The sequence below is a fragment of the Bacillota bacterium genome (genome assembly GCA_012727955.1).
Classification (GTDB): Bacteria; Bacillota; Limnochordia; order DTU087; family JAAYGB01; genus JAAYGB01.
Genome location: JAAYGB010000028.1, coordinates 16,921 through 34,382 on the forward strand (window position 1 = coordinate 16,921; position 17,462 = coordinate 34,382).

A 17,462-nucleotide genomic window follows, 5' to 3' on the forward strand; every position below is an offset into this window, starting at 1 on the left:
AAGAGTCAATCTCATTGTTCGCCGGTACCAGTGATATTCCTGCAAAAATTTGACAAACTTGCGAAAATAGAGAATTGAGGGACAACTCTGACAGAGGGGGCTGGGCAGGTAAACCTGGGTTCGCAGAGAAAGTGGCAATATCGGAAAATCCATCCAGAAGGGACTGACGGCCAGTGTTGTGCATGCTAACTTTGCTGGTGGTTCTAGTTACGGTAGTACTGCTGACCAAGCCCGTTGGCGCGGCCCAAGGAGAAGCTGAGGAACGGGCTCTAGAGTATGTTGATGAGCATCAAGAGGAGATCCTGGCGCAATGGCAAGAACTTGTTCAGATCCCGGGTCCCTCGGGACAAGAGGAGGCCAGGGCTCGGTGGGTCCAGCAGGAAATGAAGGAAATTGGACTAGATGGGGTCCATATCGATGGCAAAGGCAATGTGATCGGCGTGCTGCCGGGAAGTGACCATGGTCCTAACATAGTGTTTTCAGCCCATATGGATACGGTGTTTCCCATGGACACCGAGCTGTCGATTTCCGTTAAAGATGGATGGCTTCACGTTCCCGGTGCTGCCGACGATACCGCTGCGGTGGTTGCTATGCTGCACGGGGCCAGGGCCATCAAATCCAGTGGGGTTTCCCTGAAGGCAAACCTAATCTTCTTGGCCAGCGTCCAGGAAGAGACCGGGCTTGCCGGTGCCAAATACTTTCTCGATCACACTTCCCGCCCCATCGACATGTTTGTTGCCGTTGATGGTACCCTAGGCCAAGTGGTGTGTGGGGCCCTGGGGATTCAGTGGTGGACAATTACCTATGAGGTAGAGGCGGCCCATACCTTGGCCAGTAGGGGTAAGCCCAACGCTGCGGTGGCCCTGAGCCAGTTGATTCAACGGTTGTACCAAATTCAACTTCCGGAAAAACCCTTAACCGTTTTGAACGTCGGAACCATTGGTGGGGGAACAGCGACCAATGCTGTCTGTGCTGAGGCGAAGTTGACGGTGGATCTCAGATCCCAATGTCCCCGGGAGTTAAATAACCTGGTTAATCAAGTGCTAGGGCAGGCTTACCTCACCGCTGCTGAGTGTGAAGCCAAGGTGACCCTGGAGTGTGCCAATGCCATCGAGGCCGGCATGATTGAGGATGCTGACAAGCACATTCTCACACAGATCGCCATGGGAACCCTTCGGGATCTTGGGATCGAGCCGGAGTTGAGCACACTGGGTGCCACCGACGCTAATCCCGCTATTACCAGAGGCATTCCGGGTATCGCGATTGGTGTGGTCAAAGGTCGGCGGGTGCACTCCTTGGAGGAAGCAGCTAAGATCTCCAGCCTATATCCCGGCGTCAAGCAGCTGATTTTGCTGGCACTCCGGCTGGGCAATATCTAGGAGGCGAGAGGGAGATGGAAGTAAAACCGATGCCCGTTGGCATCGACAGCTACTGCTTGGTATCCCAGGATCTCAATTCCTTTGAAATTCTGCAGTGGACAAAGGCCCGAGGCGGGGCAGGGGTACAGTTCACCGCGCTCCCGGAGTATTCAGAGCCTGGGCAGGAGATTGACCTTGGGTTTCTCAGGGAATTGGGGGAGTTTGCCCGGGCGGAGAACATGTACATTGAATGGGGGCGGGCCCGTCATATTCCCTTTGATTTGTCCAGTGGCTGTTGGCAACCGGTTCTAGATTCCATTATTACCGCTGTTTTGGAGGCTAAGGAGTTGGGAGCCACAGTGGTGCGCTCCTGTTCTGGGGGTTTGATGCGATGGCATAATCGTTTGCCTGCCACCGAAGTGATGCTAGAGGAAATGGTGGAGCAGTTGCGGCAAGCGGTACCGATTCTGCAGGATCATGGAGTAACTTTAGCTATCGAAACCCACTTTGAGTTCACCACCTTTGAGCTGTTGCGGGTGTTTGAACAGGTAGGGGTTAACCCTGGCGAAGGGCTGGGTATTTGTCTGGATACGATGAATCTGTTGACAATGTTGGAAAACCCGGTCTGGGCAACCCGTCGAGTGTTGCCCTGGGTGGTGGCCACCCATGCTAAGGATGGTTGTATTCGACTCCACGAGGAGGGATTTGAAACCTTTACCACCCCCATAGGAAGGGGTTCAGTGGATTGGCAGGCCATTATCCCGATGCTGGCCCGCCTTACGCCAGGGGTTAAGTTATCCATAGAGGATCATGGTGGCTCCTTTGTCCTTCCGTATTTTCGTTCCACTTTTCTGTCTCGCTTTCCCGACTTAACGGGACAGGAGCTGGCTAGCCTCCAACAACTGGCAATGGAAACGGAAATCCGAATCCAACGGGGTGAGGTAGCGCCGGTGGAACGGGCCAACTGGTCAGAAATCTGCCAGGTCCGGGTAACGGAAAATATCAAGAACCTGAAGGAGATTCAAGAACAAGTACTAGGAGCTACCCTCCCAGGGTAACATCCTGAGTCTGATACCACTCTAGGGCTTGATAGAAATGTTCTGGGACAAAGTCCGGCCAATAGGCGTCGACCACATAGAAATCGGCATAGATCGACTGGACGGGAAGAAATCCCGACAGCCGTCGACGGCCACCCCAGCGAATGATCAGATCCACCCGGGAGATGTCTGCCGAGGCAATGTTATCCACCAGTCTGCCGCCGTGGATTCTCTGCCGCTCTAGACCCCAGTCTAGGTCCCAGCGCCAGCCGTAGTTGACTAGGAAGTTGACTTTGATGGAACCGGGTCCAAATACTTGACGGGTTCGGTAGGGGATTAGCTCCTTGGGAAAGAGAGGAGAATCGCTGTTGCCGATGACCAGCAACCTGGCATCCAGGTGGCTGAGGATTTCCACGGACTTGACGCAGGCCCGTTGGAAGGCTCTAGTCTGAACGGCAGGCCTTTTGGTGTTGTCCTGGGTAAATCCATAGAAGGTGACTTCCTCGATCCCAAGCTCTCGGCACAGGTTGTAGAGTTGTACTCCTGGGGCAATACCATGATCATAGCCGGCGTGTTTGGGTAGCCCCTGGGCTTCGGCCCAGCGGCGATTGCCATCGGGAATGATCCCAATGTGTTGCGGAAGTCGGGTGAACTGTCTAGGTTTCATCGCACTCACCTCTGATGGTAACACTACTTCTTGGTCTGGCAACCAACTTTGGTTAGTATAACCGGGAAGGCTAGAGGAATACGAGGATAGGAAAACACCGGGTCAAAGGGACCCGGTGTTTTTTGGACTGGTTTGGAGGTTGTAATTTTAATCTAAGTTGTATTTCTATCGAACGTCGACGGGGTAGAGCTCCCAGTCGGCAGTGGGACCTTGGATAAGTCCTGTGACTCGTTCACGCATGGCAATGGTATTCACTTGATGCCACAGAGGTACCATAGCCACGTCTTCCATCAAGAATAGATTTGCCTGGTGCAGCAGTTCCAGACGCTCGTCTTGGTCAATGCTCAGCTGACTTGCCTCAATGAGTTTGTCCGCTTCTGGATTTCGATAGAAGCTCCGGTTTGAGGCTCCGGCGTTGGCACTGTGCAGGTTAGGATACAGCATTCCGCTGCCATCCTGGGTTAGGTTAGACCATCCCAGCAAGAACATGTCGGTTTCGCCGGTCAGGGTCGCATCGAGATAGGCGCCCCAATCCAGTATCTTTAGATCAGCCTGAATGCCTACTTGTCTCAGCTGTGCCTGGATGATCTGGGCAGCCCTGACGTAGTCCTCAGAACTGTTGCTGGCCCAGAGGGTGGTTCTGAAGCCATTGGGGAATCCAGCTTGAGCCAGCAATGCCTTACTCTTCTCAGGATTGTACTCATAGCCGTGCTCTTCAGCTTCCGGCTTATAGCCAAAGACCTGGGGTCCGATGATGCTGTCGGAGCGGACAGCCAAACCATCGAAGGTACTGACGAGAGCATCGATGTCCAAGGCATAGGCGACGGCTTGACGGACCAGTTTGTTCTTCCAGGGCTCTTTGTCAAAGTTGAAGCTTAGGTAGCGAATCGGAGTTCCAGTACTGGTCTGGACTCTGATATCGGGGTTAAACTGCAGTCTCGGCAATTGCTCCGGTGGGATGTTGTCGATAAAGTCAACCTCACCGGTCTCCAACATCGCGATCCGAGTGGCTGCCTCGGGGATTACCCGGAAGACGATCTTATCCAGTTTGGCCGGGGTGCCCCAATAATCATCGTTGCGAACCATGGTCAAGGAATCATTGGTTACCATACTCTCAAACTTGAAGGGGCCCGTTCCCACGGGGTTCTGCATCAAGTTGCCATACTTAGCGACCGCGGTGGGGCTGACGATGGCAGAGTTGTCATGGGTCAGGTTAGCCAAGAAGAGACCATCGGGCCGCTTAAGTTTGATGACCACGGTATGTTCATCGGCTACCTCAACGGATTCCACACTTTCCCATAGGCTTGCTCGGGGGGAAGCGACGGCAGGATCCATCATGCGCTCAATGGTAAACTTGACTGCGGCAGCGTTAAAGTCGGTGCCATCGTGGAACTTCACGCCCTCCCGGAGTTTGATGACATAGGTGGTGTCGTCGGGGTTTTCGTAGGAAAGGGCTAATAGTGGTTCGATTTCGTTGGTCTCATAGTTACGGCGAAATAGCGTCTCATACATCTGCGAGTTAGCATTGGAGGACGCGGAGTCATTGGTTAGGCTCGGTGACAAACCAACGGGACCGGCAGCGGCTCCATAGACGAGTACCTTCTCTGCCATGGCGGTACCAGCAACGCTAAGGACTAACAACGCGACGGTGATTAGGACAACTAACCTCTTTTGCACTTACCTTCATCTCCTTTTCCTTCTGTGATTATGAAGTTCTATCCCATAAGGTGCAGCTGATGTCACCTTACAGTTCAAACAATGACCTTGATTAGACATCGGACAGGTTGGGATCCAGGGCATCCCGTAGTCCATCGCCCAACAGGTTAAAGCCAAAGACCACTATGGCAATGGCAAATCCCGGCACAATGGCTATGTGTGGAGCGTTGTACAAGAAGGCTCGGCCTTCGGCAATCATTGCGCCCCACTCCGGTGTGGGAGGCTGCGCCCCAAGGCCCAAGAAGCTCAAAGTGGCCGTGGACATAATGGATGATGCTATTCGCATCGATGAATACACAATCACCGGTGCAAGACAGTTAGGTAGAATATGCCTGAACAGAATTCGGTAGTCTCTGCAGCCAATGGCTTTGGTTGCAGTCACATACTCCTGACTCTTGACGGCAAGCACTTGACCTCTGACCACCCTAGCGAAGGTGGGGATCGACCAGATTCCGATGGCGATGACTACATTCCAGGTGCTTGGACCCAACGCGGCCACAATCGCGATGGCCAGTAAGACACCGGGAAAGGCCAGCAGCACATCGATGAAACGCATGATAATGTTATCGGCCTTTGGGTAGTATCCAGCTATGAGGCCTAAAGTGACTCCAAAGACAAGTCCCAACCCTACGGAGGAGACTCCCACCACCAGTGAGATTCTGGAACCGTGAATCACTCGGCTTAAGATATCCCGGCCAAAGGCATCGGTTCCCAATAAATGTCCTGGAGTTCCAATGGGTTTGAAACGGTTAATCAGATTTTGCTCGAGAGGATCGTAGGGTGCGAGCCAATCGGCAGAAATTGCGGCAAACACCAAGAGAAAAAGAACTAGAAGTCCAAACATTGCCGATCTGTTGCGTCGCAGGCGTCGCCACGCCCGTCGGCCTTGGCTAATGCTTTCATATTGATCCTCTGTTTGTGCCCTATTCTGGTTGAGGACGACATCCGTTGACATGACTAGTCACCTCCTTAGTCATAGCGAATTCTGGGATCTAGGACCGCATACATTACGTCAACCAACAGGTTCATGAGGACGAAGGTAGAAGCCACCAGCAGCACAGCTCCCTGAACCACGGGAAAGTCCCGGGAAGTAATGGCCTGCACCATTGTCCGTCCAACACCGTTAATGGCGAAGACCGACTCCGTTACTACGGTACCACCCAGGAGACCGCCGAAGTTAATTCCAATCACGGTGGCAACGGGAATGAGGGCATTGCGAAATACATGCTTGCCAATGGTCACCATTTGGCTCAGCCCCTTGGCTCGGGCGGTGCGCACAAAATCCGCACGCATCACTTCGAGCATAGAAGAGCGGGTAATCCGTGCGAGCAAGGCTGCGGTCTGAACTCCCAGGGTGATGGCTGGTAACGTCAATTGTTTGATTCCAGTAACCGTCCACCACTGGCCGTTGTAACCCGCGACGGGAAACCAACGAAGGCGCACGGCGAAAATCAGCATCAGCATCAAACCGAGCCAGAAGTTAGGCAAGGAGATTCCCAAGAGGGCTGTGACCATACTGGCTGAGTCAAAGACCGAACCCTTTTTCACGGCGGCAATGATGCCGCTGGTAAGTCCAATGATCATGGCGACAATCATTGCTGCCACCGCCAAGGCAACGGTGTTGGGAAAGCGTTGGGCCAACATGGCTGATACCGACTCACCGGACTGAACTGACTCTCCCAAATCCCCTCGCAGCGCATTACTAAGGAAGCGCCAGTACTGCACATAGATTGGCTCATTGAGTCCCAGCTTCTCACGAATAGCTGCAATCTCACTGGCCGTTGCCGTTGGGCCTGCCAAAATGAGGGCTGGATCTCCAGGGGCTAGATGCATTACCAGAAACACGATAACTGATATCCCCAGAAGAACCGGCAGCAACATCAAGAGCCGGCGCTGAATGTACCTCAACAATGTCTTCCACTCCTTACGTCAACAGTTCCTAACGGATAAATATATGAATTCATTTTATGTCTGTATATTCTACCACTGTTTGGTGAGCTTGGGAAGGTACGTAACTAGAACTTTACACTTGAAAGGGCCGGAAAGTGTCGAAGTTCGATAAGAAGCAGGTATAACGATGCGAAAAGGGACACCGCGGGGCCGTGGACAGCAAGGGGGAGGCTGTATGTTTATTGTATACAGTATGCATATCCATGCATAAATTGACAAAGTATGCCAGTTCTTGAGCCAGCGAGGAAGGCTTTACTTCGCCAGCAAAGAAGGACAAAGTATTTGCCTTTCGAACAAGAAGGGATAGACAGTAAGTGACAACAACCAAAGAACGTTTCGTGAGGATTTTATTGACAAAGGGTTGGGATGAGGATGTCTACTAGATGTGTTTTGCTAGCCAGCAAGAATCCCGGAAAGATTAGAAACTTCACCATGGCCTTTGCAGAATTGGGCATTGCCTGTCGGCCAGTGGACAGCGTCACTGCCCTAAAGATTGAGGAGCACGCAGTTACTCCCGAAGAAAACGCGTTGCTGAAAGCTAGGGCCCATTGGCAGCCAGGCACTATTGTCCTCGGCGATGATGCCGGTCTTGAGATTGATGCCTTAGGTGGAGAGCCGGGAATACAGGCCCGGCGGTGGAACGGTCGGTTTCCCGATACCGTTGACGATGATACCTGGTTAGATTATTTGTTGAAGCGACTTGAGGGAGTGCCCCTGGAAAAGAGGACGGCAAGATTTGTTTCCGGTTGGGCTTTGATCGGTCCCAATGGAGAATCCGATGTCATGCGCTATGAACAGCCCTTCATAATTGCCGAAAAGAGGATTCGGCCGATGAAGCCTGGTCTGCCAATGACGGCAGTAACCATTGAACAAGTGACCAAAGCGCCCCTTCCCCTCCCCCAAGCCTTGGCGGCCTGGCCCTTCTTGAGAAGGGTACTACAGATTGACCTGGTTGCCACAGGTAATGCATAATTATAGAGGCAGAGTATTTAAATAATTAGAAGAAATAAGACAATTAGGCCCATCCATAGGGAGTTAGAGCCCTACGGATGGGCTTTTATTGTTGGATAAACCTGAAGGGTGTGACAATATAAAAAGCACGAAAGAATGGGAAGAAAAATGAAAATAAAAAAGAGGGAATTGTCAGAGGAGGGAAAACCAAATAGTTAGGGGTTAAAACTTTGTTACTGACGAGCAAATATTTGGTCTCGTTGCGTCGGAAACCCTGAACACAACTGGGGCCAATATGAAGGGGGTGCAGTTCCGTTCGAGGTTAGCTAGTCCTAGCAATGGATGCAAAAGATTCTTGAGAAAAGAGGTGGAGATTGACAATGTTAGCCTTTATCGCCCGTAGGGTACTATACATGATCCCAACGCTGCTCGTGATTTCGCTTATCTGCTTCATCTTGATTCAGTTGCCGCCGGGTGACTACTTGTCAAGTTACATCGCTCAATTGTCGCAAAGTGGTGACGCCGTGGACGCAGCATTGGTTGAAGCCTTAAGAAAACAGTATGGCTTGGATCAACCATGGTACCTGCAATACTGGAAGTGGATTACCGGGGTTTTGCGTGGCAACTTCGGTTATTCCTTTGAGTGGAATCAGCCTGTTTCCAGTCTGATTGGCGAGCGTCTGGCGTTGACTATGGTAGTGTCCATCAGTTCATTGCTCTTTTCCTGGGTGGTGGCGCTGCCCATCGGGATTTTCTCAGCGGTGAGACAGTATTCCGCCTTCGACTATATATTTACCTTCATTGGGTTCTTAGGCTTGTCGGTTCCCGGATTCATGTTGGCCTTAGTATTAATGTATTTTGCCAATCGATACTTTGGCCTAAGCGTCGGTGGACTGTTTTCACCGGAATACGTCGATGCTCCTTGGAATTGGGATAAGGTCGTTGACATGCTCCGGCACCTGATTATTCCGATGATCATCATTGGTATGGCCAGCACTGCCGGGTTGATCCGGACCATGCGTGCTAACTTGCTCGACGAACTACGCAAGCCCTATGTTGAGACAGCTCGGGCCAAGGGTCTGAAAAATTACAAGGTAATTCTCAAATACCCTGTTCGGGTAGCCCTAAACCCCTTTGTCAGTACAATCGGTTTTGTTCTTCCGCAAATTGTATCTGGGTCTACTATCACATCGGTTGTTCTCAGTCTGCCTACCACGGGTCCCTTGCTCTTGCGAGCACTTTTGAGCCAGGACATGTACCTGGCGGGAAGCTTCCTCTTAATGCTGGCAAGTTTGACGGTGATAGGTATGTTACTATCCGACATTCTCTTGGCTTGGCTTGACCCAAGGATTAGATACGACTAAGAACACGTGACTATGAGTTTATTACAGGGGAGTGAATAAGTCATGGCAACAGATCGTCCAGTTGGAAATCCGGCAACGCAACCTAATCCCAATCCTGTGGAAAAGGATACTGCTGTGGTTTCGGCGGAAGAGCGGGTTTTTGTCGCCTCGCAGTGGAGGTTGATGTGGTGGAAGTTCCTGCGTCATAGGGCTGCCGTAGTTGCTGGCGTGGTGGTTATTCTCCTATACATGTGTGCTCTCTTTGGCGACTTTATAATTCCCTTTGATCCTCACCTCCGGACGGGAAAACCCTTCGCACCGCCGCAGTTGCCAAAATTCGTCGATGAAGATGGCTTCTCGTTGCGTCCCTTTGTATACGGAATGAAGAGCCAGCTAGATATGAAAACCTTCCAACGTACTTATGTTCTGGACAAGAGTCAAAAGTATCCCATATATTTCTTTGTCAGAGGACATGAGTACAAGTTGCTGGGACTGTTTAAGACAGACTTGCACCTCTTTGGAACGGAGGATGGTGGAGCTCTATTCCTGATGGGAACTGACCAATTGGGAAGGGATTTGTTCTCCCGGATCATCTATGGCGCTAGGGTGTCGCTGTCCATTGGACTGGTTGGTGTGTTCCTGTCACTGCTCATCGGTATTATCATGGGCGGTATTTCCGGGTACTTTGGCGGCACCGTTGACCTAGTGGTGCAAAGAATGATTGAGATCATCAGGGCCTTTCCCCCGATTCCTCTTTGGATGACACTGGCAGCGGCGTTGCCGGCGGATTGGTCCCCGTTGCTGGTGTATTTTGGAATCACGATTATTCTGTCCTTCATCGGGTGGACCAACCTAGCCCGAGTTGTTCGGGGACGGTTCTTGTCCCTGCGCAGTGAGGACTTTGTGATGGCGGCAAAATTGTCGGGGGCGTCGGAAGCTAGAATCATCGGTAGACACTTGCTACCTTCCTTCTTGAGTCATATTATCGCTTCCGTAACGCTGTCGATCCCCAACATGATTTTGTCGGAAACATCGTTGAGCTTCCTTGGCGTAGGTTTGCGGCCCCCCGTGATTAGTTGGGGAGTGTTACTGCAGGACGCCCAGAACATCCATGCTGTAGCGTTGGCACCGTGGCTGATGTTCCCGGCCCTGTTCGTTGTCTTAGCTGTCCTCGCCTTCAACTTCGTGGGTGACGGATTGCGAGACGCAGCGGATCCTTACTCCACTGCCACCTAATACGGGAAACGAGGATACGAAGGAGTGTGGGCTATGCAGCAGGAAAAGTTGTTGTCTGTTCACGACCTGCATGTACACTTTACCACCCGTGAAGGAACAGTGCGGGCCCTGAACGGAGTAGATATGGAGTTGTATCGGGGTGAAACCCTGGGTTTGGTGGGAGAAAGTGGTTGCGGTAAGAGTATGACCGCCAGAGCGATCATGCAAATGGTTCCCTTCCCTGGCAAGATTGTCAAGGGTGAGGTGCATCTGTATCGCCGGGAGGAATCAGGAGTCAGGGATATTAATATCACTGCTTTGCATCCCGACAGTCCCGAAATTCTCGACATTCGGGGCCCAGATATCGCGATGATTTTCCAAGAACCGATGACATCTTTGAGTCCCATTCATACCATCGGCGATCAGATCGGAGAAGCGGTTCGGTTGCACCAAGATGTAACCAAGGAAGAAGCTAGGGAACGGGCCATTGAGATGTTATACTTGGTGGGCATTCCCGATGCGAAGACCAGGGTAGATTCATATCCCTTTGAAATGAGTGGGGGTATGCGGCAAAGGGCAATGATTGCTATGGCTCTGTCCTGCAACCCTAGTATATTGATCGCCGACGAGCCGACCACGGCATTGGACGTGACTATTCAGGCGCAGATTCTGGAACTAATTCAGCGGTTACAGCAACAGTTGAATATGACGGTGTTGATGATTACCCATAACCTGGGCGTGGTGGCTGCCATGTCCCATCGAGTAGCGGTGATGTATCTGGGCAAGATTGTGGAGCTGGCTTCGACTGATGATATCTTCCACAATCCAAAGCATCCATATACCCAGGCCTTGCTCAAGTCGGTTCCGAGAGTGGGCGAGAAGACCGGTGAACGTCTCTATGCCATTAAGGGTAGCATTCCCGATCCCTTTGTGCAGGTGCCGGGATGTTCCTTCCATCCTCGCTGCCCACAGTTTGTGAAGGGTGTTTGCGATCGACAGGTTCCCCGCCCGGTTCAAGTGTCGGAGGGGCATCAGGTCAGCTGCCTGTTGTATTCCACCGGTACTGATTCTACTGCGGAAGGAGTGGCTGGCCGATGAAAGGGACCCGCGAATATCTGCTTGAAGTAAAGGACTTGAAAAAATACTTTCCTATTCGCAGAGGAGTTTTCCGCAAACACGTCGGCGATGTGAAGGCCGTTGATGGCGTGACCTTTGAAGTCCGCCATGGTGAGACTCTAGGCTTGGTGGGCGAAAGTGGTTGTGGAAAAACCACCACCGGGCGGACGATCCTACGGGCTATCGAGCCGACGGGTGGGGAAATTCTCTACCATACTGCCGACGGCTCAGTAGTGGACATCGTGGAATTGGACCGGGTTGAACTGCGAGAGATGCGAAAGCACATGCAGATGATCTTCCAAGATCCCTACTCCTCGCTAAATCCCCGGATGACAGTAAAGGAGATTATCTCCGAACCCTTGGTGTGCTACAACATCGGCAGTGCTCAAGAGCGGGAAGACCGGGTAGCAGAGCTGCTGAAGGTGGTTGGTCTCGATCCCCGTTATATGGTTCGCTATCCCCACGCCTTTAGTGGAGGGCAGCGGCAGCGGATTGGGATTGCCAGGGCCCTGGCTTTAAATCCGGAATTGGTGATTGCCGACGAGTCGGTTTCGGCTCTAGACGTGTCGATTCAGGCCCAGGTGCTCAATCTGCTGCAAGACCTGCAGGAGCAGTTTAATCTGACCTACATCTTCATTGCCCATGACTTGGGCGTAGTTGAACATATCTGTGACCGAGTGGCAGTGATGTACGTTGGCAAGATTGTGGAAGTGGCTGAAACTGAAACGCTATTCCACAGTCCAAAGCATCCCTACTGTGAAGCCTTGTTGTCGGCGGTTCCCCGTCCCGATCCCAGATACAAGCTGGAGCGGATGATTCTTGAAGGCGAGGTGGCTGACCCCTCCAATCGCCCGACGGGATGTGCTTTCCATCCTCGCTGCAAGTATGCGCAAGCGAAGTGTCGAGAAGAGGAGCCGCCGTTGATTAATGTCGCGGATCCCGGTGAATTGCCTCATACCGTAGCTTGTCACTTTGCTAGGGAACTAGAGCTGCAGGGTGTCGGTCGGGAGCTGGAGCGGGGTGCATAGTGCAAATGGTGGTGGGAGTGCAAGTTGAAAGGTACTCCCACCATACCTGAGATAAGTTTGGGAGTTTAGTAACAACAAGGAGGTGATGGGGAGAAGCAAGCGGCTCATCCTCAACTGCAATTGTCAGACAATACAGAAGGGAGAGAAAGCAGAAACAATGAGAAAAAGTATCCTACTGTCTCTGATTCTAGTATTGGCATTTACAACCGTAGCCTTTGGCTATAACGAGGCCCCGATGTTGGCGGAATTGGTGAAGCAAGGCAAGCTACCACCAGTTGAGGAGAGATTGCCGAAAGAGCCTTTGGTTGTAGAGGTCCTTGAGGAAATTGGTCGGTATGGTGGAACTTGGCGGCGAGCAGCCATTGGCCCCACCGATGTACAGTTCGTGGCCCGCTTGGCCTATGAGGGACTAGTCAGATGGAATGCCGACGGTTCTGACGTGGTTCCTAATATCGCCAAGAGCTGGGACATCAGCGAAGACGGTCGTATTTTTACCTTTTATTTGCGAGAAGGGATGAAGTGGTCCGATGGGCATCCCTTCACCGCCGATGATTGGGAGTTCTACTGGAATGATGTCATTCTCAACGAAGAATTGACCCCGGCGATTCCCGAATGGCTTACTATCAATGGGCAGTTGCCGGAGTTCCGTAAGCTCGATGATTATACCATCCAATGGGAGTTCCCGTCTCCCTACGCACTGTTTATTCGTCAGTTGGCCTTCCGGAGCGAAGAGATGGTGGCCTGGTATCCTGGGCACTATCTCAAACAGTTCCATCCTAACTATGTAGGGGTGGAGAAAGCTAACGCTCTGGCTAAGGAGGCTGGCTTGGAGCTGTGGTTCCAGAACTTCAATGCTAAACGGGATTCGAGATTCAATCCCGAGTGTCCGGTGATTTGGGCTTGGAGAATTACGGTACCTTCCCCAGCTACCACCATCGTAGCGGAGCGTAATCCCTACTACTGGAAGGTAGACCCTGAAGGCAACCAGCTGCCCTACATTGACCGGGTGACCCACGACATTGTGGACAACATCGAAGTGCTCAATCTCAAGGCCGCGGCCGGAGAGATTGACATGCAGTTGCGTCATATTCTGTGGGACAACTTGCCGGTCTTTGCCGACAACATGGAGCGGAACAACTACCGCATCCTGATGTGGCAGGCTGCTGAGCCCAGTAACTTCGCAATTTACTTCAATCCCTTTATTGAGGATGAAGCGCTACGGAGCCTATTCCGAGACGTTCGCTTCCGTCGGGCAATGTCCCTGGCCATTGATCGAGAAGAGATGAACGACTTGGCCTATCTCGGTCTTGGACGCGCCCGTCAAGGTGGAGTTATCACCAGTTCTCCCTTCCACGTCGAAGGTAGTGAATTGTACTACACCGAAAGGGATCTGGCCGAAGCCAACCGCTTGCTCGATGAAATCGGACTAACTCAGCGGGATTCCGAGGGCTATCGTCTGCGTCCCGACGGTAGGCGGTTAACCATCAACTTCACCATTACTCCTGCCTTTGGTCCTTGGACGAAGGCCGCGGAGCTGCTGGTTGACTACTGGAAGGATATTGGTGTTCGCGTTGTGATTTCCGTCATCGAAAGAACTCTGTTCCAGGAAAGAGCTATGGCGCTAGACTTTGAGATGTCAGCCTGGACCAACGACCGGGGACTCACCCCTGACGTTGAGCCCTTGCTGTTGCTCCCAGGTCGAGGACAGTCGGTAGACTCTCCCTGGTTCAACTGGTTCTACACGAATGGAGTCCGCGGCGAGGAGCCTCCGGCGGGTCCTGAGCGGCGAGCCTATGACATCTATGCTCAGGTGAAGAACTCCTCCGACGTTGACGAGATTGCCGAGTTGATGCGGGAACTGATCCTTCTGAACATGGAAAACCTCTGGTACATCGGCACCGTTGGTGACCTACCCCACGTTGTGATTGTCAGCAACAAGATGCGCAACGTACCGGAAGTGGCAGTTTCCGACTGGTTGCAGAAGACTCCGGGCAACACCTGGATTGAGCAATACTTCTTCGCCGAGTAGAAGTGGGCAGAACTCTGGGCGGAAGTGGCGGGGCAACCCGCTGCTTCCCCCAGTTAACCACGTTGTACAATTATCTAAAGTGTTCTAGTTTGTCAGGTGGCAGGAAAGAAGAGCGTATTTTTTTCCGCTAAAATGTCGGAACATTCCGAAGGGAGACAAGATAGCGAAAAGAGTAGTGTTCTTTGCCCAAGCTCTAGTGTTGGCCCCTTCAAGAGTGGCATTGGGCTATAACGAGGCCCCGATGTTAGCGAGATTGGTGGAGCAGGGTAAGCTGCCGCCCGAGGAGGAAAGACTGCCCAAGGAACCCCTGGTAGTTGAGTTGTCGATAAGATCGGCCGATATGGTGGAACTTGGCACCGCGCTACCATTGGACCTACCGGCGTTTCTTAACAAAGAATTGACTCCAGTGCCTCCGAATTGGCTGATCATCAGCGAGCTGTTACCGGAGTTCCACAAGCTGGATGACCATCCATCCAATGGGAGTTTCCCTTTCCCTACTCCTGTTCCTGCGGCAATTGGCCTTCACCGGTGAGTTGATGGTAGGTTATCAAAAGCACTATCTCAAGCAATTCCATCCTAACTTAGCAGCTAAGGCTGGCTTGGAAGTGTGGTTCAAAGGAAGATTAGGTGAGACAGTAGGAAGCCTTTGGGGTGTGATCAATGGAATAGTGGCGACCAGCTGTTATTCCCACTCACCCCTGGCAGCTATAGTGTTGATACACCGGATAGTTAAGGAGGTGATGCAAAGGAGTAGGGAGGAAAAGGCATTTTTTTCAGGTAAGTTATGAGAAAAATCCGAAAGGGGGAAATATTAAGTGAGAAAAGCTTTATTCTTTGCTCTGGTTCTAGTGCTGACATTTTCCGCCGTTGCCCTTGGGTATAACGAGGCACCGATGTTGGCAGAACGGGTAAAGGAAGGCAAGTTGCCACCCGTTGAGGAGAGACTGCCGAAGAAACCCTGCGTAGTTGATGTGGTCGATGAGATTGGCCAGTATGGTGGAACCTGGCGCAGGGCTGCCCTTAGCCCAACGGACATACAGACTAATGCCAGACTCACATACGAGACCCTGGTGCGCTGGAACGCCGATGGCTCCGACGTAATTCCCAACGTGGCCGAGAGATACGAGATTAGCGAGGACGGTCGGACCTTTACCTTCTACCTGCGGGAGGGTATGAAATGGTCCGATGGCCATCCCTTCACCGCCGATGACTTTGAATTCTGGTGGAATGACGTAGTTCTCAATCCCGAGCTAACTCCAGTGTATCCCGAATGGCTCACGATCAATGGACAGCTGGCGGAATTTCGCAAGCTGGATCAGTATACAATCCAGTTTGAATTCCCGTCTCCCTATGCTCTGTTCATCCGGCAGATGGCCTATCAGGGAGAAGGAGTTACGCAATATCCGAAACATTATCTCAGCAAATTCCATCCCAACTATGTGGGCTTAGAAAAGGCCAATGCACTAGCGGTGGAAGCTGGTTTGGAGATGTGGTTCCAGAACTTCAATGCAAAGCGGGATCCAAGGTTCAATCCTGAGTGTCCCGTGATCTGGGCTTGGATCATCACCGTACCTTCTCCGGCTACCACTGTCGTAGCGGAGCGGAATCCCTATTACTGGAAGGTAGATGCCGAAGGTAATCAACTACCTTATATTGATCGCATCACCCACGATATTGTAGATAACATCCAAGTACTCAACTTGAAGGCAGCAGCCGGCGAAATTGATATGCAACTGCGTCATTTGCTTTGGGATAACTTGCCGGTCTTTGCCGACAACATGGAGCGGAACAATTTCCGTATCCTGATGTGGCAATCTGCTGAGCCCAGCAACTTCGTGATCTATTTCAACCCCTGGTGCAAAGATGAGGGTCTCAGGGAACTGTTCATGGACGTTCGGTTCCGCCGGGCCATGTCCTTGGCCATAGATCGGGAAGAGATGAATGAACTGGCCTATCTCGGTCTGGGTCGGGCTCGCCAAGGCGGCGTCATCCCCAGCTCGCCCTTCTTTGTTGAGGGCTCTGACCTCAACTACGTTGAGCGTGATGTCGCCGAAGCCAATCGACTCCTCGATGAAATTGGCCTGACTAGACGGGATTCCGAGGGATATCGCCTGCTTCCCGATGGTCGACGCCTGACCATCAACTTCACCCTCACTCCTGCCTTCGGGCCTTGGACTAAGGCAGCAGAACTGGCCGTCGACTACTGGAAGGACATCGGCATTCGGGTCATTGTTTCGGTCCTGGAACGGACTCTGTTCGAGGAAAGAGCCAATGGGCTAGACTTTGAGATGTCGCCTTGGACCAACGACCGAGGACTTACTCCTGACGTCGATCCCTTATTCCTGCTGCCGGGACGGGGTCAGGGTGTAGATTCCCCCTGGTTCCGCTGGTTTGTCACTCAAGGTAGAACTGGAGAGGAGCCTCCCGCAGGTCCAATTCGGCAAGCCTATGACCTGTATGGTAAGGTGAAGAACGCTGCCGACGTAGACGAGATCGCTGGATTAATGCAGGAGCTGGTAAAGCTCAACAATGAGCAGCTCTGGTACATTGGTACCGTTGGCGACCTACCCCACATTGTGATTATCAGCAATCGGATGCGGAACGTACCGGAGGTAGCAGTCTCCGACTGGCTGCAGAAGACTCCGGGCAATACGTGGCCGGAGCAATACTACTTGGCCGATTAAACAGCCAGGTGGATCGATAATGTAACGGAACGAAAGCCGTCTCGCAAGTTGCGGGACGGCTTTCACCCCTTCTGTACATAGCCTATCAGTTCGATGTTCTTTACTCTACTATGATCTCAACGGCACTCTCCCACAGACCGTGGATGTTGCAGTACTCAATGGCATATACCGTGGAGGTGCTGGATAACTTCATCGGGAAAGTCACCTTTGGATCTCCATAAGTAGGACCAAAATCGAAGGTGCCAACATGGACTACTTGACCTTTGCTGTCCTTGGCAAAGACCTGGATCCACTTAATATGGGTGAATATAATACAGTTATTGTGAATTTTGACATTATAGGAAAACTAGAAAACCTAGAACACATAA

The 17,462-nt window shown here is 52.0% G+C and carries 15 protein-coding genes; 10 read left to right on the plus strand and 5 right to left on the minus strand.

Annotated elements, in window-relative coordinates:
- The first annotated feature begins 173 nt into the window (after positions 1–173).
- The gene (locus GX030_05730; GenBank protein NLV91880.1) at positions 174–1,379 is read left to right on the plus strand and encodes a M20/M25/M40 family metallo-hydrolase; all 1,206 of its coding nucleotides are present in this window, start codon (positions 174–176) and stop codon (positions 1,377–1,379) included.
- A 14-nt stretch (positions 1,380–1,393) separates the two neighbouring features.
- Entirely contained in the window at positions 1,394–2,416 is a 1,023-nt protein-coding gene (locus GX030_05735) for a sugar phosphate isomerase/epimerase (GenBank protein ID NLV91881.1), read from the plus strand.
- On the opposite strand, the gene GX030_05740 is transcribed toward GX030_05735, so the two are convergent.
- The 4 genes from GX030_05740 to GX030_05755 form a co-directional block, all read right to left on the minus strand.
- Positions 2,400–3,062: an undecaprenyl diphosphate synthase family protein gene (locus tag GX030_05740; GenBank protein NLV91882.1), complete on the minus strand. Its 663-nt coding sequence runs from the start codon at positions 3,060–3,062 to the stop codon at positions 2,400–2,402. The genes GX030_05735 and GX030_05740 overlap by 17 nt on opposite strands.
- A gap of 165 nt (positions 3,063–3,227) precedes the next feature.
- Complete coding sequence (locus GX030_05745; GenBank protein NLV91883.1) at positions 3,228–4,673, minus strand: glutathione ABC transporter substrate-binding protein; 1,446 nt, start codon at positions 4,671–4,673, stop codon at positions 3,228–3,230.
- A 157-nt stretch (positions 4,674–4,830) separates the two neighbouring features.
- Positions 4,831–5,733 (minus strand): ABC transporter permease, encoded by a 903-nt coding sequence (locus GX030_05750; protein ID NLV91884.1) that lies wholly within the window; start codon positions 5,731–5,733, stop codon positions 4,831–4,833.
- Between the two features lie 14 nt (positions 5,734–5,747).
- The gene (locus tag GX030_05755) at positions 5,748–6,689 is read right to left on the minus strand and encodes an ABC transporter permease (protein ID NLV91885.1); all 942 of its coding nucleotides are present in this window, start codon (positions 6,687–6,689) and stop codon (positions 5,748–5,750) included.
- A 411-nt stretch (positions 6,690–7,100) separates the two neighbouring features.
- Between GX030_05755 and GX030_05760 the strand changes: the two genes are divergently transcribed.
- The 8 genes from GX030_05760 (at position 7,101) to GX030_05795 (ending at position 17,094) form a co-directional block, all read left to right on the plus strand.
- A complete protein-coding gene (locus tag GX030_05760) occupies positions 7,101–7,700 on the plus strand; it encodes a non-canonical purine NTP pyrophosphatase (GenBank protein ID NLV91886.1) in 600 nt (199 codons plus the stop codon).
- Positions 7,701–8,059: 359 nt separating this feature from the next.
- Positions 8,060–9,043: an ABC transporter permease gene (locus GX030_05765; GenBank protein NLV91887.1), complete on the plus strand. Its 984-nt coding sequence runs from the start codon at positions 8,060–8,062 to the stop codon at positions 9,041–9,043.
- A gap of 42 nt (positions 9,044–9,085) precedes the next feature.
- Positions 9,086–10,258, plus strand: coding sequence for an ABC transporter permease (locus GX030_05770; GenBank protein NLV91888.1), 1,173 nt, complete (start codon positions 9,086–9,088; stop codon positions 10,256–10,258).
- 33 nt (positions 10,259–10,291) lie between these two features.
- Positions 10,292–11,335, plus strand: a complete 1,044-nt coding sequence (locus GX030_05775; GenBank protein NLV91889.1) for an ABC transporter ATP-binding protein — start codon at positions 10,292–10,294, stop codon at positions 11,333–11,335.
- Complete coding sequence (locus GX030_05780; protein ID NLV91890.1) at positions 11,332–12,381, plus strand: ATP-binding cassette domain-containing protein; 1,050 nt, start codon at positions 11,332–11,334, stop codon at positions 12,379–12,381. Before GX030_05775 ends, GX030_05780 begins: the two co-directional genes overlap by 4 nt.
- A gap of 157 nt (positions 12,382–12,538) precedes the next feature.
- Positions 12,539–14,410, plus strand: a complete 1,872-nt coding sequence (locus tag GX030_05785; GenBank protein NLV91891.1) for an ABC transporter substrate-binding protein — start codon at positions 12,539–12,541, stop codon at positions 14,408–14,410.
- 241 nt (positions 14,411–14,651) lie between these two features.
- Positions 14,652–14,942 carry a hypothetical protein gene (locus GX030_05790; GenBank protein NLV91892.1) on the plus strand — a complete coding sequence of 97 codons (291 nt, stop codon included), beginning with the start codon at positions 14,652–14,654 and terminating at the stop codon, positions 14,940–14,942.
- Positions 14,943–15,225: 283 nt separating this feature from the next.
- Positions 15,226–17,094, plus strand: coding sequence for an ABC transporter substrate-binding protein (locus GX030_05795; protein ID NLV91893.1), 1,869 nt, complete (start codon positions 15,226–15,228; stop codon positions 17,092–17,094).
- Positions 17,095–17,194: 100 nt separating this feature from the next.
- On the opposite strand, the gene GX030_05800 is transcribed toward GX030_05795, so the two are convergent.
- Positions 17,195–17,422, minus strand: coding sequence for a hypothetical protein (locus GX030_05800; protein NLV91894.1), 228 nt, complete (start codon positions 17,420–17,422; stop codon positions 17,195–17,197).
- Positions 17,423–17,462 lie beyond the last annotated feature (40 nt).